This window comes from Roseibacillus ishigakijimensis (genome assembly GCF_016595415.1).
GTDB classification, from domain to species: domain Bacteria; phylum Verrucomicrobiota; class Verrucomicrobiia; order Verrucomicrobiales; family Akkermansiaceae; genus Roseibacillus; species Roseibacillus ishigakijimensis.
Genome location: NZ_JAENIO010000011.1, coordinates 47,265 through 67,304 on the forward strand (window position 1 = coordinate 47,265; position 20,040 = coordinate 67,304).

A 20,040-nucleotide genomic window follows, 5' to 3' on the forward strand; every position below is an offset into this window, starting at 1 on the left:
ATCCGAATTTATCGGTAAGTGGAGGATGGGCTTAGTTACTGGTAGGTTTAATCAAGCTATACCACTGGCGGACGCGTGGAATTTGAGCATATTGAGGAAGAAATTCTTCGCAACTAAGAATACAGAGTATACTGAAGGTGAGAAAAATACGCCTTATTACGGATAGGAATTTTACGTTCCTAGCTGTTGCCCTAGGTAAGCTAATCTTAGCTATACGTCAGTTTTTAACAGTGCCGCTTCTAATCTCAGCATGGGGTGCCGAGAAATATGGAGAATGGCTTGTGATTTCAGCAATACCAACATTTATTCAATTATCAAATGTAGGTATTGGCACATCGGCGGCTACAAGTATTGCGATTAGATCAACAAAGGAAGATGAAAAAAATGCTGTGACATTCACAACATCCGTCTTCAGCATTCTAATTGTTTTTACTGCAGTTATTTTACTAGTGTTAATAGTTTGTCCGTTTTTCCAATCAAAGGAAGATGACAGCTCAGAGAATATCGTAATAATCTGTTGTCTCTTATTTGCTGCTTTCGTAAGAATCCTTACACAGCCTATCCAAGGGTGGTGGAATTCTAAAAGAAAAGCCTACATCGGAATCATTCTAACACAAATATTCTTCATTGGGGAAATTGGTTTATATTTGTTTGTCTGGCAAAATCAAACCACATCTGTGGATCTTGCAATCTATATTTTTTTATGGTCCATTATTTGGCTTTTCAGCTATTGTTCATTGCTGAAGAAACAAAAGTTCAAGTTGTTCAATGTTAAATCATTTAGGTTGAAGGAAGTTAGAGCTTTAGTTGGAATCGGGGCTGGATATCAATTAAGTTCAGTTTGGCAAGCAGTGTTCTTTCAGGGTTCAATTCTAATGGCTAACGGACTATATGGGCCAATTGGAGCTTCAATGTGGGGTTCGTTACGTATTTTTATTAGAGCAGGGCATCAAGCGATAGAGCTAATTAGCCAAACAATAAATCCTGAGATTCAAGTTATGACGTCGAATGGACAAAATGCCAAAGTTAAAAGATTAGTATTACGGTCTGCATATTTAGCATTTGCAGTGTCTCTAGTTATGTCTTTAATGTTTATCTTCGGTGGGCATCAATTATTTATTTATTGGACAGGAGGAAAATTTTATTTAGATAAGGTGACTTGGAATGTATTTGTCCTGTCACTTGTCCCTTTTTCAATTTGGTGGGTGATTGCTGAGTTTCAGAGGTCTATAGGGAAACCCTGGTTTGTAAATGTAACTGCTTCAATATGCTCTATCATTTTTCTTGTCTCGAGTGCAGCGTTTGAATTCTGGCTATTTGATGGTTTGATATCACTTTGCTATGGCGTGCTACTTTTTGAAATTTTGATGACTATTACTATAGTTTCATCAACGAGAAAATTATTCAGAGGTATGGTTTGATACTGATGTTTGCGTGGTTTGACATTTTCTCGAATACCGCATAAAAATTATTATGATTATTCTAAAATTGTTCCTAGTGTTCCTACCTTGGAAGATTAGATGTTTTCTGCTAAATAGGTTGTTTGGATATACGGTAAGCTACAATGCTCGCATAGGCTTCTCATGGGTTTATCCAAGAAATGCCGTTTTGGCTGAGGGTGCGACTATTGGACATCTAAATTTTGTTGGGAATCTTGATCAGCTGAAAATGGATACCCGCTCTAGAATTGGGAGGGCGAATTGGATAACAGGATATTCAGTGGAGAAAAAAGAACATTTTCAGCACGTATTGAAACGCAAGTCCCAGCTTATAATGGAAGAAGAATCGACTATTACTCGTAGTCATCACATTGACTGCACAGATCAAGTGAAATTGGGCAAGTATGCAACCATTGCTGGATATAGGAGTCAAATTCTTACGCATTCTATTTGCTTAAGGGAAAACCGTCAGGATTGTGCGCCGGTGGAAATTGGATCCTATAGCTTTGTGGGCACAAATTGTGTGATCCTTGGGGGAGCCAAACTACCAAATAAATCAGCGCTTGGCGCAAGCAGTTTACTTAGGAAAAGCGAGCAGGGGCAACCCGGATTATACTCTGGTGTTCCCGCTATCAGAGTTACAGAATTAGACAGAGAATTTAAATATTTTAACAGAAGCAAAGGACGAGTAGATTAAATTTATAAACGGAAATTAATTAAATTAAATTATCATCTATAAATCCGTAATGTGTTCGATAAAATATTATATATGTATATAGGTCCCTAACGGAAAGCAAGTGTAAAATCAATCGTTCTGTCAGCTCTAATAGTCTAAAATTCTACTTTATTGGATAAAATGATTGGTTTTGATATGGCAAGGCACTTTTTTGCGGTATGTGTAATTATCATGCATATGAATAGCTCGCATTTCAGTCATGATGCTAATACACTGCTTCGAGCGATCCAGGCCTACCTAGACGGCTGTGTTTTCGGATTCTTTATCATCTCTGGAATTTTTACCAAGTTCGACGGTAGATTCACAGATTTTTTCTGCACACAAATGCGGCGCTTACTGATCCCTTACTTTCTATTCGCTTGGTTTTATGGCCTCATTTTCGCACTGTTGGGGGAAACATCGATCCTGCGCGCTTTTATCGACGCGGTTCGGTTGGAGTCGATTGCAATGCAATTGTACTTTCTGCCTTTATTATTCTTCAGTCAATTGCTAGGATTTTTTTTGATGGTATTCAGGCAGAGGGCTCCTTATTTAAATTACATCGTGATCGTTATCTTGGCATTCGCGTCAGTAATTACAGATAGCGACTACTCTACAGGGTTTCATTACAATCTTTTACCTATGTATGGTCTATCATTTTTTTTAGGAGTGTCTCTATCTCGCTTTCGGAATAATCTACGGAAATCTAAAGAGATGAAAATAGCTATTCTGATTTCTTTGGTAATAGGGTTCTTGGATGAAAGATTCTTCGACCTTGCATTTGCCGCAGTTGTCGTTCTCCTTTTCTCAGAGATCACAAATTTGTTCGGCAGGAAACGGTTACCTGGTTCGGGAGTGGTCTATCTTGCACACACGCCTTTGGTGAATTTTTCCATCGTAATTGTTTTGTTTAGATTTGGATTAGAAGAAGAGCTTGTTTTGTCCTTCTCGATCGTTTTGACTTATATCTTCTGCTGTCTTTGTGCGTATGTCGTTCTGAAGACGTTAGGCCCAATGAAATGGCTGGCCCTGGAATAATAAATATATTGTATTTTTAATTGATTGTGAGCATATGTATTGTAATAAAGTTAATATGTGTTGAAATTTCCGCCGAATCAGTGAGCAGATGAAAAGTATTTGTAACCATTTTTAAAGGACACGTAGTGTCTCGTCTTTACTAATCGCTGATACATAAATTGCATGGAATGCGTCATCTTAATTTGTGACCAAACGACCTAAAAATTATGCTACATAAATATTTACAAGGAGCGCAACTGTGAAATCGAAAAAAAAACACATCATAGTCTATACTGCGCCGACAGTCGCACATCACTACCAATATGCTTCATCATTTGCAGAGTTAAATCTTCTAAAAGACTTTGTAACAGGGGCAACGAGGTTTAGCAGCAAGCAAAAAAATATAGACAGCAAGATTATTCCCTACAAGAGATCTCATAATATCTTCTCCGCTCTCAACGCCCTCGTTTTCCGATACGGTCTAGATTTCCTGAAGCCTTATACAAGATATTTAATGAGTCTTGAATTAGATATTGCAACAAGAAAATACTTGAAGGATGCTAAAATAGTAATGATGTATTCTGGTTGTGGTGTGTATTCGATTCGTGAAGCTCGCAGAATGGGATGTAAATCTGTAGTCGAGGTAGTTTCCACGCACGTTAATGATTATCTTGAGTGTTTGGAGAAGGAAGCAGACAGTTGTGGTATAAAACCTATCGGTATGCTAACCGCTCTGAAAGAGCGCATGATACTCGAATACCGAGAAGCGGATTATATTTTATGCGCTTCAAATGCAGTGAGAGATTCGTTGATCAACAATGGCATATCAGCTGAAAAAATTAGAATGGTGTCCTATCCAATGCCGCAATTCAAGAGGAAGAAAGTTGCGAATTTGGATGAAGATTCGAGAGGAAGTCAATTTAATGTATTATTCGTCGGTCAGATACATTATAGAAAAGGAATAAAGTATTTACTCGAGGGGTTTGTTGAAGCTCGGATTCAAAGTTCGTTGCTCAGGCTCGTTGGTCCACCAAGCAAAAGCTCAGGTGTCAATTTAAACCAGTTACCGACCAATGTCGAATATCTCGGCAAGATGGGAGCAACGAAATTACAAGCTCAGTATGAATGGGCAGACGTTCTAGTTTTGCCGTCCGTAGAAGATGGATTTGGTTTAGTTGTACTAGAGGCGATCTCCTATGGAGTTGTTCCTGTTGTCTCACGTGCAGCGGGATCGGCCGAAATTATAACTGACCGTGAAAACGGGATCTTGATTGAACCTAGGTCCTCAGTTTCGATTGCGGTTGCATTAAAACTATTGGAAAATAAAGAATGCAGGAAAAGTCTGCAAAGAAATATAGATAGTCTAATTGACCAAATAAATGGCAAACCAAGTTTGTCTAAATCTCTTTCTGACTTAGTCGACAGCATCCTATAGTCTCGTGGAATAATACCAGGACAACTGAATTAAATTACTGAGAGAATTCCCACATAGCCACGATGTTCATTTTATCTGCTTTCCTAAACTTCTCGATTTGTGTAACCATTTTTCTTGTTTTTCTCAAATATGAAAAGTCGTTCTCGGTTTATTCCCCGTTGTTTGCTTATTTAGCGTTTCACCTTTTTGTTTTCATACTATGGCCTTTGATTTCAGGTGCTTATGGCTACTCCAAAATATACGATAAGATGGGGATTTCCCCGAATAATAGCCTGCTAATAAGGACACATTGTGCAACATTAGTTGGCTTGTTATTTTTCACAATTGGGTATTATCTTGTCACGGCGGGAAGAAATTGGACTCGAGGAAGTTTTGAGAAGAAGTTCCCACTAGATAATTCGTTTAGTTTACTTGTCATTGTTCTCTCTCTTTGTTTTCCATTGATTCTATACAGTATTGTTTATTCGGTTCGTGCTGGTCACAATGTATCCTTTGTGGATGGAAAGGGAATAGTAGAGCAGGGTTCAGGGTACTTGTTGGATGCTCAGAATATGGCTATTGGCATGTCTTTGTTGCTTTTGTTATGCAGGTCCAGTTTCAAGATCGGAGTTTCTCTTTTGGTTGTATTTATTATTGGGAGGATGCTGCAAGGTTACGGTAGGCAAATGTTGCTTTTTGCTATTCTGGTTCCCATTGTGTTCTACTTTCTGCGGAAGAGAATACGATTTCCATCTACTAGAGTCGGATTGGTAATCGTGCTTTCGGTTCTTCTCGTCTATCCTGCTTTCGTCGCTCTTGGTGCTTTCCGAGATGGAGGAAAGGTTCTTTTAGGTTTAAAAGATGAGTCGTCTTACGCAGAATTCAGAAGAAAAGATGGTGTAGACTATAGGGATAATCAAGATTTCGCGAACTTTCAATATTTAACGTATATCATAGATACTGTTCCTGATCTGAGTGGCGATTACTCGTATGGCATACAACATCTAATGGTCTTTTTGGAGCCTGTTCCGCGTAAAATCTGGCCCGAAAAGCCAACAAGTCTGGTGGAATGGAACTTGAATGATTATGGAAATTTCCTCGGATTGACTCCATCAATGGTTGGAGATGGATGGATGTCGGGTGGGTTTATCGGTGTTTCTGTGACAATGTTAATTTGGGGCGCGTTTTCTGGTATGATCTATCGTCATTGGTGCCTCGACAACGGTAATTTGCTGCAGTTAATTCTTTATTCGATATTTATCACAGTGTCGATTATTTGGTATAGGGATGGCGAGGTTACCTCTCTCGTTAAAAAGTTTCTTATTCTTTCTCTGCCAGTTTTCATATTTGTCCTATTAAGATGTGGGTGGAAGCTGTTAAAAGTAGATGTTAAGTTGTAAGTGATGAGCGATAAATTATATCCAGATGTTACGGTTGTAGGATTCCCCAAGTGTGGCTCGACTTCCTTTGTTAGGTGGTTATCTCAGTCTGACTCCGTGAATATTCCCTCTAGAAAAGAACCCAATTACCTCATCAACAGTGAATTTCATCCCGAATTGGCAAAGATATTGCGGAATGCTACAACTGAATTAGAATACGAATGCGCGCTTTCCAGCAGTGAATGCGGTCTTTCTATTGACGGTTCAGTGAATTATTGTTGGAGTTCGGAGGCTCGCGATAGATTATTCGCGCTGAATCCTAAGACGAAAATTGTTTTTATTGTGCGGAATCCAATAGATAGGCTAATTTCTCACTATTTGGCAGATGTGAGCAATGGAAGGCAATGTCTCAGTTTCAGAGATGCGGTCTTGTCCTCTCAGAAGCGAGAGGGTAGAAATTTTGATGATTGGAAGCCTTATATTTATTGTTCAAATTTTCGAACTGCCATTGAAATGTGGTTGGAAAAGTTTCCATTGGATAACATCTATGTTTTAAATTTCGAGGATTTGTTGTTAGAACCTCATAGCGCAGCCCAAGATCTGCTAACAGACTTGAGTGTCTCCTGTGATACCTTGCCGTCAAATATGTCCTTCGAGAACGTAGGAAGTGTTGCTCGTAACTCTATTGTTAAAACGTTGTTTTCTGAGCGTAGTGGACAACTATGGGGAATCTATAAATACTATGGCCTATTACCAGAGGCGGTGCGGCGGTCTGTGCGCACTGTATGCTTCCGCCGCCGTAGTAGTAACGATCTCTCGATCGAAATGGAGGATCGAATTTGGGTGGATTCGTTTATTGAGAGCTCTGGAGATTGGTTGAATTCTAAATTCGATTTAAATTGCTCTTGGAGGTAGTATCTTTTAGGTTAAGGTCCGATTTTATTCTATTTGAGAAGTGTTTTTCTTAGTCTATTGTTTAGTTTATAAATGTCCTAGCGTTAATGGCTTATAATCATCTCCATTTCGTGCAATCGCTTGAAACTATGGAAGGGGGGGGGCTTGGGGTATCTGCCCGGCAATTACACGGTGCCATGCTCTCCTGTGCCTCCTCTCGCTTGGTGGCTACTACTTCACAGAAGTCTTTTGCTGAAGAGAATGGAATCCATCAGTTCCAGCGTGTTCAGCCAAATTCCTTTTATTACTCTCCCTATTTAGCCAATGTTGCCCGCGATTTTGTGAGCGAGGCCGACTACATTCATGGTCACGGACTCTATGTTTATCCGAATTTCGTCTTTGGAAGAGAGGCGCGACGGCAAGGAAAGTCTCTCATCTATCATATCCACGGCTTCTTTGATCCCTGGATACTAGGGCGTTCCAAGATCAAGAAGGGACTCGTTAATCTGCTCTTCGAAAAAAGAAATTTGGATTCCGTGAGCTTTATTCGTGCTCTCACAAACAAGGAGGAACTGCAGGTGCGGGGCTTTGGCTACCGCGGTCCCATCGAAGTGATACCCAACGGTGTTGATCTCGAAGAAATTGATGCGGTCTCTCCTGAGGAGGCTTTACATGCACGATTTGATAAGAAGCGTCCGAAGCGGGCTTTGTTTCTCTCCAGGCTTCATCCAAAGAAGGGGTTGGATATCCTTATTGAATCTTGGGCAGGACTGGGAGAGGTTGGCAAGGACTGGGAGCTTCTCATTGTGGGCCCGAACGAGGGAGGGTATCAGAGTGAAATCGAAAAGATGATAAAAGAGCGCAATCTGGGCGAGCAATGTCGGATAATGCCCCCGGTAAGAGGGCTTGAGAAGCATCGGGTTTTTCAGAGTGCGGATCTCTTCGTGTTGCCTAGTTATTCCGAGGGTTTTCCGATGGCGGTTTTAGAAGCTTTAGCGAATCGCAAACCTTGTGTGGTGACTTCAGAGTGCAATGTTCCTGAAATGTATGAAGAGGGTGCGGTTTGGCAGTGCTTGCCTAATGCAGAGTCATTTCGTGCGTCATTACAGGAAGCTCTGGGTTGTGGGGATAGCGAGAGGCAAGAGCGGGGAGCGATTGGCCGGAAAATGATGGAGGAGTCTTACAGTTGGCAGAGTGTTGCTCGTCAGCTCGACTCTGCCTGCCGGTCTCACCGCTAGTTAAAGATACTAATTAAAACGTTAGCATGAAAGCAGCAAATTTAGCTCTTTTCGACTCAGAGAGAGGACTGGATCGGGGGCGTGACAAAGGGGTTGAGGTCGTCTGGTATCTTCTCAAATGCCTCTTCTTTCTTTCTCCTCTTCCTTGGCCAAGTTCTTGGAAAGTCAAGATCCTCCGAAGTTTCGGGGCCAAGGTGGGTGACGGTGTGGTGATTAAACCTCGGGTGAATATTCATTTCCCTTGGAAGTTGATCGTTGGGGATCATGTTTGGTTGGGGGAGGAGTTGTTTATTCTTAATTTCGAACCGATAACCATTGGTTCGAATTCTTGTCTTTCCCAACGAGCTTTTTTGTGTGCTGGCAATCACGACTTCCGCGATGAGGCTTTCAGTTACCGGAATGCTCCTATCACGATCTCGGAAGGAGTTTGGGTGGGCGCGCAATGTTTTGTTGGCCCTGGAGTGACTGTCGGGGCGGAGACAGTTCTTACTGCGGGTTCTATTGTCACCAAAGATATTCCCGAGAACCGCATTTTTGGAGGCAATCCTGCTATTGAACTAGGTGTTCGATGGAAAGAAGCCGGGCGACCTCAATGAGTAGGCCCAAACTACGGTCGGGTTTGTGGTCGGGACAGTTGGCGGCCTTCCTCTCCCTGCTCTGGCTCTTTGGGGTGGTGCCATTGATGGCGCTTTTTTTGCTGCGGGGAGATCCGCGGAGCGCTTCTTTGACTTGGATGCCGGATATTTGTGCCCGTTGGCTCGATGGCCACGACGATTTGCGCACTCTGTTGATGGCTTTCGGGGCCGCGATTGTCCCGGCTCTCCTCCTGGCGCGATGGACGAGTCTGCGACTGTTCCTGTTGGGCATCGTCCTGGCTGCTCTTCTTGTGGGAGAGTTTGCCCAGCTGGCTGTCCCCACTCGCACCTTTTCCGGCGTCGATCTGGCTTTCTCCCTGCTAGGGGTGGGAGCGGCCGAGCTGCTTGCCCGGGTTGGCGGCTGGCTTTGGCTAAACTATTTTTTCCGGATGGGCGGCCGACTCGGGGGAAGCGAGGAAAGGGTGTTTGCGGGACGAGGGCCGGGAGAGGAACGCGATCTAGAAAATAGGATGAAGGTTTTAATATACGGTTTGAACTATGCCCCGGAGTTGACGGGAATTGGGCGTTACACGGGGGAGATGGGTCCTTGGCTGCAGCAGCAGGGAGTGGAGGTGCGGGTGGTCACCACGCCGCCTTATTATCCTCATTGGAAGATTGCGGAGGGCTACCGCAAGTTCTGGTTCCAGAAGGAAGTGGTGGAGGGGGTTCCGGTGTGGCGGTGTCCTTTTTATGTCCCGGCCCAGCCCACTACTCTCAAGCGTCTCCTTCACTTGGGGAGTTTTGCGGTGACCGGGTTTGTGGCGCTTTGGCGCCATTTGCTTTGGCGGCCGGACTGGGTGTTTATGGTGGAGCCTGCCAGTATGACGGTTCCGGGCGGTCTGATTTTCGCCAAGGTCGCAGGAGCGAAGTCGTGGTTGCATGTGCAGGATTTTGAAATGGAGGCGATGTTGGGCTTGTCCAAGGAGTTGGATAGCAAGACACGAGAAAAAAGAGGAGAGAATGAAGTGGTTGCCAGTGTCGCTTCCTTGGAATCAGGGAGGGCGAGCCTCAGCTCTCCTCAGAGCAAAGGGGAGTCAGTCGGTTCGTTGGGGCGGACTGAAGTCCGCGCTCCAGGGGAAGGGGCGAAGGCTTCCGGGCTAAAAGGGAAGGCGCTTTCTTGGGCTGCAGGTTGGGAGGCTTGGTTGAAGCGGCGCTTCGACCGGACTTCGTCCATCTCGCAGGTGATGATGGGCAAATTGGCGGAGCGGGGAATTCCCGAGGAGAAGATATCGTTTTTTCCCAATTGGGTGGATATCGATTTCATGTCGCCCGGAAAGCCTCAGCGTGATTTTCGCCAGGAGTGGGGGATGGGCGAGGACGACTGTTTTGTGCTTTATTCCGGCAACATCGGTCGCAAGCAAGGTCTGGAGATGGTTCTGGAAGTGGCGGAGGGGCTTGCCGAGGGTTCTGGAGAGCGGTCTGGTTCCGAGGTCGTGGTTGGGGAGGAAGAGGTTAAAGATGGCCACTGGAAACGGGCTAAGTTCACCTTTATCATCGTGGGGGAGGGGGCCGCTAAGGAGGAGCTGATGGCGGAAGCCACGCGACGGGGCCTGGCGAATGTGCACTTTCACCCTCTGCAACCCTATGAGGATTTGCCGGATTTGCTGCGCTCGGCGGATGTGCATCTTGTCATTCAAAAGAAGGGCGCGGCGGACGCGGTTCTTCCTTCCAAGTTGACCTCTATTTTGGCGGTCGGAGGGGAGGCCATCATCACCGCCGAAAGCGAGACCGAGCTCGGTCGCCTGGGCCAGAACTACCCTGGCATGGTCACCGTCATCGAACCGGAGGAACCGGAAGCGTTGCAAAAGGCCCTCCTGGCCCATCGCGATCAGAAAGCGCCGGGCGTGGTCAACGAAAGGGCGAGGGACTATTGCGTGCGGAATCTGGAGCGGGATGCGGTCTTGTCGGCTGTCTGCCGTCAGATGAAGGAGTTGTCCCAAGAGTGAAAAAGCGGCCTTTAGGCGCATCACTTGACTTCAAGGAAAAACAAGCGGGTTCGATTCCTACGAATCGGTGCAGGAGGGGAGTTTTTTCAATCCTCTCAGGATGTTCAGATTCAATTGTCTAGTTAAAATGGTAGAAAAATCACTGGTCCTCGCTTGACTTGGTTTGCGAAATGCTTATTACGCCCCTGACTAGCCAATTCTCTATATCAAAATGAAAACCATCGCTATCACCACGTTGTTCTCAGCCCTCGCCATCCAAGGCGCTCTGGCTGAATCCTCTCCCCTGATGGGGAAGACCTTCACCGCTGGAAGCCTCGGGCAACAGCCGGTTCTTAACATGGAGAACGCCAAGGGTCCCTTGGTCACTCCTGCCGAGCCTTATGAGGAGGATGCTCCTCAAGAGGTTCTGGTGAAGAAAGCGCTTGAGTCTGCCCAGGCGACCCAAGTTTATAATCAAGTCATGGAATCCTTGGGCAACACCATTCGCGAAGGCGGCGAAGTTCCGCTCGAAGTTTTCCGCACCTCGTTGCGTGATGCTCTCAACAACTTCTTCTTCGGTTCCTAACCCAAGTCAGTCCAAAAAGTTAATTCTTGAGCGGTGACTTTTCGCCTGTCCGGTTTCTCAAGCTTTTTTTGCTTGAACCGGGCGGGCTCACTCTCCTCGCGTCTTTGCGAGCGAAAGTCCTCGATTTTTCGAATCAACGGCCTGCTGCGCTCCCAGCTGGAAGAGCCATTCCAAGTGGATCCCCGCCCTTGGTCCGGATTGCTCTGAAGCTCGCAGGCGATTTTCTTTCATCTTTTTTTAGCGCCTTGGGTCGCCCCCGCCTGGGGTATTGCCATATCCAATTGCATTATGGTCTCTACTCGCGAATCCAATCTTTACCAAGCTCATGCCCTTGTGCAAGGAGCACTGCTCTTACTGAGCTACCTTCTCGTTTTATTTTTAGTGCTAGGTCTTCTTTATGGGCAGGAGATTCCCTTCATTCCCTATTTGAAGTGTCTGGCGATTATCATGGCGGCCTTCACTCTGGAGGTGAGCACCCGGCCTGAGCATCTGCGCTTTGCCATGAGCCAATCCCGGCGGGTGGCTTGGCGGGTGACAATGCGGCAGGCCTCGGTGATGACGATTGCCTTGCTGGTTTTTCTCGTTTTTTCGCGAGATCAGCGGATTGCGCGGGGATTTCTGCTGGGCTACTCCGTCTTTTCCTTTTTTCTTCTCCTCCTCTCAAATCGATTCTGGTTTCGCGAGTTGATTGCTCTCCTGCGGAAGCGGTCGGATTCTTGGGCTCTCCGCACGGTGGTGGTGGGCCCCCAGGATTGGACCTCTTCGGTGATCGCCAAGATGACGACTTCAAGTGCCGCCTTCTCGGTAGATGAGATCATCACCATCGAGAGCGATGCCACCATTGCGGAAGTGGAAGCTGCCTTGCAGGGACTGGAGATCGATCTCCTTGTTGTCTCGGCCTACTACTACCGCATGGAGGTGAGCAATTACCTCATTGAGCGTGGCGAACGGCGTGGGCACCGCACCTGGATTCCGCTCGAGCTTTCGCGTTGTAAAGGGCGTCGGTTTGTGGTGGAGCGGGTTGGCGAGATCGAAATGCTCACCCCGCCTCCCAGCCCATTGGAAAACACCTTCAATACCTTTGTCAAAGCCGTGTTTGACCGCTCGGTGGCGCTGATTGCGATTACCTTGGTTCTTCCGCCGATGATGGTTTTTGTCTGGTTCCTTCACCGTCGCTATTCTCCCGGGCCCATGTTCTTCGTGCAAGAGCGGATGGGGGCCAACAACCGCACCTTCAAGATTTTCAAATTTCGCACGATGAAAGTGGCCAATGACGATGAGTCCCGGCAGGCCACGGCCGATGACGATCGCTTCTTTCCGGGGTCCGGGCTTCTCCGGAAGACAAGCATTGATGAGTTTCCCCAGTTTATCAATGTGCTTTTGGGCCACATGAGCGTGGTGGGACCGAGACCTCACATGGCTGCTCACGAAGACGACTTCCAAGTCTATTTCGAGCGTTATGGCACCCGCCGGTTCGTCAAGCCGGGAGTGACGGGGCTCGCCCAAGTGAGAGGATTCCGGGGTGAGGTGAAGAGTGCTCGTGATATCCGGAACCGTGCGCGTCACGATGTGCTCTACATCCGGAGTTGGAGTCTTTTACTGGATATCCGAATCATCCTGCGCACCGCCTTGGCTGTCTTTAAGCCTCACTCAACTGCCTATTAATTCCCAATCTCCCTTAAACTAGTAAAATCTATGAAACAACAATTCATGAAAAAAGGAGGATTCAGTTCGCTCCGTTTATTCACTGCGGCTTCCCTTGCAATGGGCGCGGCAGTGACCAGTGAGGCCGCTTTGGTGACGATCGCTGGTCCGAGCCTGGTCAGTAATGATACGACTACCAGCTCTACAGGCCTTGATATCGACAATGATGGCAACAATGAATTCATTGCCACTTTCGTCGGCCAGGGGTCTTTGATTTTGTTCGGAGAGGGTGATTCCGCGGTTGTGGGCGCCCTCAATGGCGGCTCATTCGAAGCGACCGCTTATGGCCTGAACTCCAACTTCACGATTGGTTCCGGTTTGACCTACGGCGGGGTTGAGCCCGGCTTCAGCAATCTTGCTGAGGAAGCTTCCACTCCGACCATCGGGGACTGGGCTGGTGGCAATGATGCCTACTTCGGCCTGTCCTTTGTCGTTGGTGGCGAGACTTATTACGGTTACGCCCGTTTGAACTACATTCCTGATATCGGTGGCGGTATTAGCTCCGCGAACTTCATCGAGCTGACCTACGAAGATGTGGCGGGCGATCCGGCGGTGCACATTCCCGAACCCTCGGCAGCACTCTTGGCTTGTTCCGCTTTGTTCGGTCTCGCTCTTCGCCGTCGCCAGCGCTAACAGTCTCGCGCACGAACCGCAAATTATCCAAGAATCGTCAGGCAGGTCCGCTTTTCTTCTGAAGAGCGGGCTTTTTTCGTCCTCCATGCTGAAAGGCAGGCGATTACGGGACGATAAAGGGGCTGAAGTAGGATGGGTTAGATTTTCATTAGGTTTGTTTTGAAGGGTAAATTAAAGAATCGCATTTGTTTCTCCGCCGTGGTGCTTTCACTGCTCTGGACCATTCTGGTCTTTGGTTCCGTATCGGGCAGCTACCGCACCGTGGCGGCTACTTTGGCGGGCTTGACCGGTTTGATTTGTCTTTTTCTCCTGGAGAGGCGGCGGGTGCTACCCCGTGCTCCCCTGGGCCTTTGGGTCTCAGCTGGAATTATTTTTCTCTTCGGGTGGTATATGACGATCAACGCCCGCACGGATCATTCTATGGATCTGTGGTTGTTCTCTACCGTGGAGGGAAGGCCCTTACCCTTGGACTCGGCCCCCGGCACCTTGACCTTGTCCTCCAGTTTGCGCGTGATGGTCGAGGTCACCCTGACTCTCTTGGCTCTCTTCGCCGCCGTCCGCGCCAGTGAATTCGGTGGTTGGAAGGTTTTCCTCAAGATAGTGGCCGTCTCGGGCGCAGTGGTGGCCTTGATTGGCTTTTTTCATAAAGCGTTGGGCGCAGAGACGGTCTGGTGGATCGACGATCCCTATTCGCGAGCTTCCTATTTCTTCGCCCCTTTTATCTATCATGCCAATGCAGGCGCTTTTTTAAATCTTTGCCTGCCTCTCGCCATGGGGCTGATGTTTGCCGAAATGGGGGACCCCGCAAGACGATCCTTCCAGATGGTCTGGACCATCGTTTCCGTCATCATCCTGGCCGGTGTTCTGGCGACTGCTTCGAAGGGAGCGGTTTTGGTCACCCTGCTCCTCATCCCGTTGATGCTGATCTGGAACGGGAAGCGGGTGCTCTTTGCTCTGAATGAATTCTTTTCCGACAAAAGAAGAAGGCTGGAAAGAATGATCTTCACTGTCTTCGTCTGGCTCTTTGCGACCACTCTGGTGATATTGGGAATCGAGAATTCGATCAAAAGGTGGGAGGGCTTCTTGATGGCCTTTGCCGAGAATTCTGAAACCTCGATGACCTCCCGGCAGGAGATGATGGCCTTGATGGTGCGGATGTCAGGTCCCGAGGAGGGGAGTTGGCATGGTTTCGGCCCTGGTTCGTTTCCTCATCTCGTGCCTTACTTCACCGTCACTCCTGAGGGAGAAGAAAATCCGATTGCAAAAGGCCGGTGGCATCACGGTCATTCCGACCCGTTGCAGACCTTGGTTGAGTGGGGCTATCTAGGCGCCGCCGGTTGGTTTCTTCTGGGGGTGGGAGCACTTGCTTGCGGGTTGTGGATCATTTTTCGCTATAAGTTGCCCCGTCATGAGCAACCCTTGGTCCGGGGAATGATGGTTTCCATTCTCATGGTTGGTTTCCATTCCACCGTCGACTTTCCCCTTTCCGTTTATTCGATTCACCTTGTGACCATCGTTCTATGCGGATTTTGCTGGGGACTGTTTGCGAGAGGCAGGGAGCCCAAGCCCGCAATCTCAACCTGATGTTTTCCCCGTTCCGGTCAATTGAATCTTATTCCTCTATTCCTCTAGCCATGAAAAAAGCTGAGTTTCTGTTTCTTGTCGCCTGTGGCAGTGGCTCTCTCGGAGCCCAGTATGTCGTCGATTCCAATCTAGGCACTCTTGCTCCTTCGGGGGTGAAAAACGTGCAGGGGAACACCTCGGGCAGCGGTGGTCCTGTTCGCAATCGAGCTGACTTCCACACTGGCAATCGTTATTTCGAGAATGGCTTTCAATGGAATTTTGAAGGAAACTGGGGACACGAGCGGGTTTATCGCTTCGAGTTGACCGCACCTGCCAAGCTCTATCTTTCGAGTAGTAGTTTGACGGGCGATCCGGACTTTTTTCTCCTCGAAGTTCCAGATGTCGTGGAGGAGCCGCTTAACGGGAAAAAGAAGGCGATCGCGACCCTTGCGATGGCGCCTCAGGATTTCGGGCTGAACACTGAGGAATATCTGGGAGGATACCCGCCGGGGATTTATTACCTGGTTGCCGAGAGCTTCGACGGCTTTGACCATCCTGAGAACGAGCCTGTTCGCAATGACGTCCAGTTTTCCTCCACTTTGGCGGCTAGAAGTGCCTCCGCTTTGGATTTGGCCGAGCATTTGGGAACCCTTTCCACTCCCAACCAGTTTGTGCGGTTCAGCACGATCAGTTCTACCGGTAATGAGAATGCCGCCATCTTGGGTTTGTATCGCGAGAGTGGCGAATTCCTAGCGGCCACGGTTGGCGGGGATGACGTGCTGGCGAGCGAAGGACTCGAGGCCGGCGATTACTTTCTGGCAGTCGCCAACGAGGGCTCGACCTTTGGCGAGGATTTCGCGGTGGTGGCAGCCGGAAGCAATGGGCCATTCCAGCTGAATGTCTCGCAGGGCAGGCACACGGAGCCGCTTTTCCGCTTCGGATTCTTTGATTTTTCTTTCGCCGCCACTTCGGTCAAATTCTATCGCTTCACCATTGCGGAGCCACCGGCCTATACCGATTTGGGAGTTTTGGTCCGGCAGGGAGAGCCGCTGGAGTTGAGTTTTCTCGCCTCCAATTTCGACACTGAGATTGCGGTTTACGATCAACATGGCTTCTTTTTTGATCGCAATGATGATTATCAACCGGGTGTCACCCAGAGCCTGTTGCAATATTCGCAAGGTGGAGTGGGCGCTCTTCCGGTGGGGGTGTGGTATCTGACCGTGGGAGGCTACGATCTCGTTTTTCGTGAGCACTTCGTCACCGATATCGTCAATGGGGCCACCACGGAGGGGGAGTATGTGCTGAACTACAATGGCCAAACGGAATCTGGCGTGCTCGCCCCTGTTGAGCAGGCTTGGTTCCGCTTCGAAGTCGGCCCTCCGGTGTTAGAGCTTGCTGATTTTTCTTTTGATAGCGGCCAACAGAAAGTGCAGCTCTCTTGGGAGGAAGGGTCGCCCAACTCGACTTATAGTATCTACCGCTCGGTGGATGGGGTCGAGTTCACCCTCGTGCCGGGGCAGGAGGGGATGCAGAGCTTGTCGACAAGCTTTCATGTCGATCTCAGTAATGAACCCAAGCAGTTCTTTCAGGTGCGGGAGGACTGATTGCTTTCTGTTCGCTGACGGCTTCCCGAACGAAAAAAGGCTCCCTGCTTGGGGAGCCTTTTTCGTTTGGAAGGGGGGAGGAGGGGGCCGGCTTCAGCCTGCTGAGCCGGTGCCGGGGAGAAAGCGGTAGTAAACTTCCAGCATGAGGGTGGCGAGAGCGACCGAGTAAACGGGGTCGCCGTGGTTGCCGGGGCCAGTGTTGCCGGGCCAGCTACCGTCTTCCCGTTGGCTCTTGAGGAGTTCGTCTCTCACGAGTTCGTTATACTTTTTCCAAGCGTTCCCGCCGTGGTTGATCATGGCCTGGGAGTTGTAGTAGTGCTCGTAGAGATTGTTGTCGCGCTGAGCGAAGCTGAAGGTGGCATTGTCCTCGATATAGCCGACGCCTTTGCGGGCATTGGAGTTCGAGACCCCTTTGTGCTGTTGGAAGCAGAGGGCACCGGCTCCGGTGAGAGTGAAGTGGCCGTTCGCGCTGCCGACGGGTTGCTTGCCGGTGTAGCCGAAGCCGCCGTTTTTGGCCTGGGTGGCTTCCAGGAAGTCGAGGCCGCCGTTGATGGTGCGGCGCATTTTGCTGAAGTCCAGCCCGGTCGAGCTAGCGGCCTTCAAGGCTTGCATGTGCCAGGCGACGATGGAGGAGTCCGCACGTTCGTAGTAGCTGTAGCCCCAGCCTCCTTTGTCGTTGGCGTTGTCGATGATCCAGTTGGTGCCGGCTTCGACTGCTTCTTTCATTTGGGGAACCACGTTTTCGATACCCAGTTGTTTGCAGAAGGTGTAGGATTCGCTGAGGGCATACATGGCGATGGCGTGCTCGTAGCACCAGTGTTTGTCCTGGAGGTCGGAAGCGGAACGGCCGTTCTGTTTCATGTTGTTGTCAACCAGGTAGACCATGGCTTTGGTGACCGCGTCGCCGAATTCTTCCGAGAGGGGGGTTTCGCAGTGGCCCAGATAGGCGAGGAGGGCGAGACCGGTCATCCCCACCGGCTTTTGGCCTCCCCAGCTGCCGTCGGGTTTCTGCTTATCCTTCAGCCAGCGCAGGGCCTTCATGACGGCCTCTTCACACTGTTCGTTGCCGCCGTTTTCAGCCAAGCGCTGGAGGCGGTCGCTCAGGGAGCAGCGCTTGCGCATTTCGGCAGGGATATTGCCAAAGCCACCGCCGCCGCCGTCTCCTCCGGAGCCCCACCCGGCACCAAAGTCGTCGCCATCACCGAAGTCGGTGGACGGCAGGGGAATGTCAACATCCGGGACTGGGATGGCTGTCGGGCTGGTGGTGTTGGCCGCAATGACCTTGGCCATCGCTGAGGAGGGGGCGGAGGGTTTGCGCTGGATGGAGGGGTTGATTTCCTTTTGCTCCAAGTCGTCGTTGTTACTCGCCGAGGCCTTGTAGGTCACGATGTCCGGTTGCTCGAGATTGATGCCTTTCATCAGGACAAAGGCCAAAATGAGGCCAACCAAAACGATGGAGAGAATGGAAATGAGGAGACTGGCCAAGGTCGAATTGCGCTTTTGAATGCGCAGACGCTCGGCCGCTTCGGGCGAAAGTTGGGCGTGCAGGCTCATGGTGCTTGGATTGGGTGAATCAAATAGGTTAGCCCAATTGCTGGCAAGAAGCAATCAAGCGAGACTCCGACAATAGCAACGGATGAAAGGGGGTAACTCTTAGTAAAAGAGAGCCGTAAGCGAAAGAAAAGTGCCTATTTTTCTTTTTCGACAGGAGAAAGGATGGGGGGCGCTCCTTCTTCCAAGCGGCCGAGGATGTCGATAAAGGCGTCTTCGAGATTGCGCTCTTCGCGATGGTATTCAACGACTTCCAATCCCTCTTTCACCATCCGGCGCAAGGCTTCAGCGGCTTTCGCCGGTTCGGCAGAGGCCAGGCGGATGCGGCCTCCCTGCTTGCGCTCCTCCACGAATTCCACTTCGGGATTGAGCAGGGCCCAGTCCTGCAGCGCCTCCGGGCGGCTGGCGAGACGGACATCATAGTAGACCCCGCCAGTGGCGTCGGAGCCCAGCTTGAGGGAATCGGCATCGCCGTGGTGGACGATGCGTCCGCCGTTGACGAAGAGCAGGCTGTCGCACATCTCGCCCAGTTCGGAGAGGATGTGGGAGCTGATGAAGATGGTCTTGCCCTCCTCGGCCAGGATGCGGATGAGGTGCTTCAGCTCCACCCGGGCCTTGGGATCGAGCCCGGCGGCGGGCTCGTCCATGATGAGGATTTGCGGGTCGTGGAGAAGGGCACGGCCGAGGCCGAGGCGCTGGGTTTGGCCCTTGGAAAGCTTGTTGGAAAGCCGGTCCGCGAGGGGCTCGAGGTCGGTGAAGTCCATCACTTCCTGAATGCGCTCGCGCCGTTCCGTCCCGCGGTAGCCAAGAGCGCGGGCGTAGAAGTCGAGGTATTCCAGCACCGTCATGTGCTCGTAGTTGCCGAAGTGATCGGGCATCCAGCCGATGAGCTCGCGCACCTTGTCGGGGTGGTGGACGACATTGATGCCGCAGACCTCGGCCGTGCCCATGGTGGGGTAGTCGAGGGTGGCGAGAATGCGCATGGTGGTCGTTTTTCCCGCGCCATTGGCTCCCACAAAGCCGCAGACCGAGCCGTGGGGGACTTCGAAGCTGATGCCGTCGACGGCTTTCAAGGGACCGAAGTAGCGATAGAGATTTTGGACACGAATGGCGGACACTGGTGGTGTTATCGGCCAAAGGGCGGAACTTGTCAGGCTAAATTCCCCGGCGGAAATTTCTCGTTCATTTTCGAGCCGATGCGAGTAGGCTGGCGGTGATGACTGCTGCTACTTCTCTCGTTGAGCTGACCCATCTGTTTGTATCGCCGGGGCACGATTTCAAGGGGCGCCATGGACTCGGGCGCGAGAACTACGAGATCGTGGACCAAGAACAGATCGAGCTGGTGGCGGGCAAGGGCATCGCGGGAGACCGCTATTTCGACTACAAGCCGGATTTCAAAGGGCAGATCACTTTCTTTGACGAGGCGGTCTGGCTGGCGGTGCGGGAGCAGTTTGCCCTGCCCGAGCTGCCGCCCAGTGTCTTTCGGCGCAACGTCATCGTGCGCGGAATGGACCTCAATGCGCTCATCGGCAAGCGCTTTGCTCTCGGAGAATTAGAGCTCACCGGGAGCGAGGAGGCTAAGCCCTGCTACTGGATGGACGAGGCCTGTGCCCCCGGGGTGGAGGAGTTTTTGAAAGGGAAGGGGGGCTTGCGCTGCCGCATCGTGAAGGGAGGCCTGCTCTCCAAGGGGCCGCAGGAATTGCGGGTTCTTGCGAACTCGTGACTTTTCCCCGCTCGTTCTCG

17 protein-coding genes are annotated in these 20,040 nt (G+C 49.8%); 15 read left to right on the forward strand and 2 right to left on the reverse strand.

The window, feature by feature from the left end; all coding sequences use genetic code 11:
• Window positions 1–137 precede the first annotated feature (137 nt).
• The 14 genes from JIN78_RS06150 (at window position 138) to JIN78_RS06215 (ending at window position 16,746) form a co-directional block, all read left to right on the forward strand.
• Window positions 138–1,421: a lipopolysaccharide biosynthesis protein gene (locus JIN78_RS06150; RefSeq protein WP_200391073.1), complete on the forward strand. Its 1,284-nt coding sequence runs from the start codon at window positions 138–140 to the stop codon at window positions 1,419–1,421.
• A gap of 187 nt (window positions 1,422–1,608) precedes the next feature.
• Window positions 1,609–2,136, forward strand: coding sequence for an acyltransferase (locus JIN78_RS06155; protein ID WP_200391074.1), 528 nt, complete (start codon window positions 1,609–1,611; stop codon window positions 2,134–2,136).
• A 159-nt stretch (window positions 2,137–2,295) separates the two neighbouring features.
• Complete coding sequence (locus tag JIN78_RS06160) at window positions 2,296–3,192, forward strand: acyltransferase family protein (RefSeq protein WP_200391075.1); 897 nt, start codon at window positions 2,296–2,298, stop codon at window positions 3,190–3,192.
• Between the two features lie 238 nt (window positions 3,193–3,430).
• Window positions 3,431–4,606: a glycosyltransferase family 4 protein gene (locus JIN78_RS17710; protein ID WP_200391076.1), complete on the forward strand. Its 1,176-nt coding sequence runs from the start codon at window positions 3,431–3,433 to the stop codon at window positions 4,604–4,606.
• A 62-nt stretch (window positions 4,607–4,668) separates the two neighbouring features.
• A complete protein-coding gene (locus JIN78_RS06170) occupies window positions 4,669–5,985 on the forward strand; it encodes a hypothetical protein (RefSeq protein ID WP_200391077.1) in 1,317 nt (438 codons plus the stop codon).
• 3 nt (window positions 5,986–5,988) lie between these two features.
• Window positions 5,989–6,879, forward strand: a complete 891-nt coding sequence (locus tag JIN78_RS06175; RefSeq protein ID WP_200391078.1) for a sulfotransferase domain-containing protein — start codon at window positions 5,989–5,991, stop codon at window positions 6,877–6,879.
• A gap of 86 nt (window positions 6,880–6,965) precedes the next feature.
• On the forward strand, window positions 6,966–8,096 hold the full coding sequence (locus JIN78_RS06180; protein WP_200391079.1) for a glycosyltransferase: 1,131 nt from the start codon (window positions 6,966–6,968) through the stop codon (window positions 8,094–8,096).
• A 26-nt stretch (window positions 8,097–8,122) separates the two neighbouring features.
• Window positions 8,123–8,692: a WcaF family extracellular polysaccharide biosynthesis acetyltransferase gene (locus tag JIN78_RS06185; protein WP_200391080.1), complete on the forward strand. Its 570-nt coding sequence runs from the start codon at window positions 8,123–8,125 to the stop codon at window positions 8,690–8,692.
• Window positions 8,689–10,677 carry a glycosyltransferase gene (locus tag JIN78_RS06190; RefSeq protein WP_200391081.1) on the forward strand — a complete coding sequence of 663 codons (1,989 nt, stop codon included), beginning with the start codon at window positions 8,689–8,691 and terminating at the stop codon, window positions 10,675–10,677. The genes JIN78_RS06185 and JIN78_RS06190 overlap by 4 nt, the downstream gene beginning before the upstream one ends.
• A 211-nt stretch (window positions 10,678–10,888) precedes the next feature.
• Window positions 10,889–11,242 carry a hypothetical protein gene (locus tag JIN78_RS06195; RefSeq protein WP_200391082.1) on the forward strand — a complete coding sequence of 118 codons (354 nt, stop codon included), beginning with the start codon at window positions 10,889–10,891 and terminating at the stop codon, window positions 11,240–11,242.
• Window positions 11,243–11,530: 288 nt separating this feature from the next.
• Window positions 11,531–12,907: an exopolysaccharide biosynthesis polyprenyl glycosylphosphotransferase gene (locus tag JIN78_RS06200; RefSeq protein WP_200391083.1), complete on the forward strand. Its 1,377-nt coding sequence runs from the start codon at window positions 11,531–11,533 to the stop codon at window positions 12,905–12,907.
• 30 nt (window positions 12,908–12,937) lie between these two features.
• Window positions 12,938–13,579, forward strand: coding sequence for a PEP-CTERM sorting domain-containing protein (locus JIN78_RS06205; protein WP_200391084.1), 642 nt, complete (start codon window positions 12,938–12,940; stop codon window positions 13,577–13,579).
• Between the two features lie 627 nt (window positions 13,580–14,206).
• Entirely contained in the window at window positions 14,207–15,163 is a 957-nt protein-coding gene (locus JIN78_RS06210; RefSeq protein ID WP_200391085.1) for an O-antigen ligase family protein, read from the forward strand.
• Window positions 15,164–15,213: 50 nt separating this feature from the next.
• Window positions 15,214–16,746, forward strand: a complete 1,533-nt coding sequence (locus tag JIN78_RS06215; RefSeq protein ID WP_200391086.1) for a hypothetical protein — start codon at window positions 15,214–15,216, stop codon at window positions 16,744–16,746.
• A gap of 93 nt (window positions 16,747–16,839) precedes the next feature.
• Here JIN78_RS06215 and JIN78_RS06220 read toward each other — a convergent pair whose 3' ends face one another.
• Entirely contained in the window at window positions 16,840–18,300 is a 1,461-nt protein-coding gene (locus JIN78_RS06220) for a prenyltransferase/squalene oxidase repeat-containing protein (protein ID WP_200391087.1), read from the reverse strand.
• Window positions 18,301–18,434: 134 nt separating this feature from the next.
• A complete protein-coding gene (locus tag JIN78_RS06225; protein ID WP_200391088.1) occupies window positions 18,435–19,415 on the reverse strand; it encodes an ABC transporter ATP-binding protein in 981 nt (326 codons plus the stop codon).
• Window positions 19,416–19,513: 98 nt separating this feature from the next.
• On the opposite strand from JIN78_RS06225, the gene JIN78_RS06230 reads away from it, so the two are divergent.
• Window positions 19,514–20,020, forward strand: coding sequence for an MOSC domain-containing protein (locus tag JIN78_RS06230; RefSeq protein WP_200391089.1), 507 nt, complete (start codon window positions 19,514–19,516; stop codon window positions 20,018–20,020).
• Window positions 20,021–20,040 lie beyond the last annotated feature (20 nt).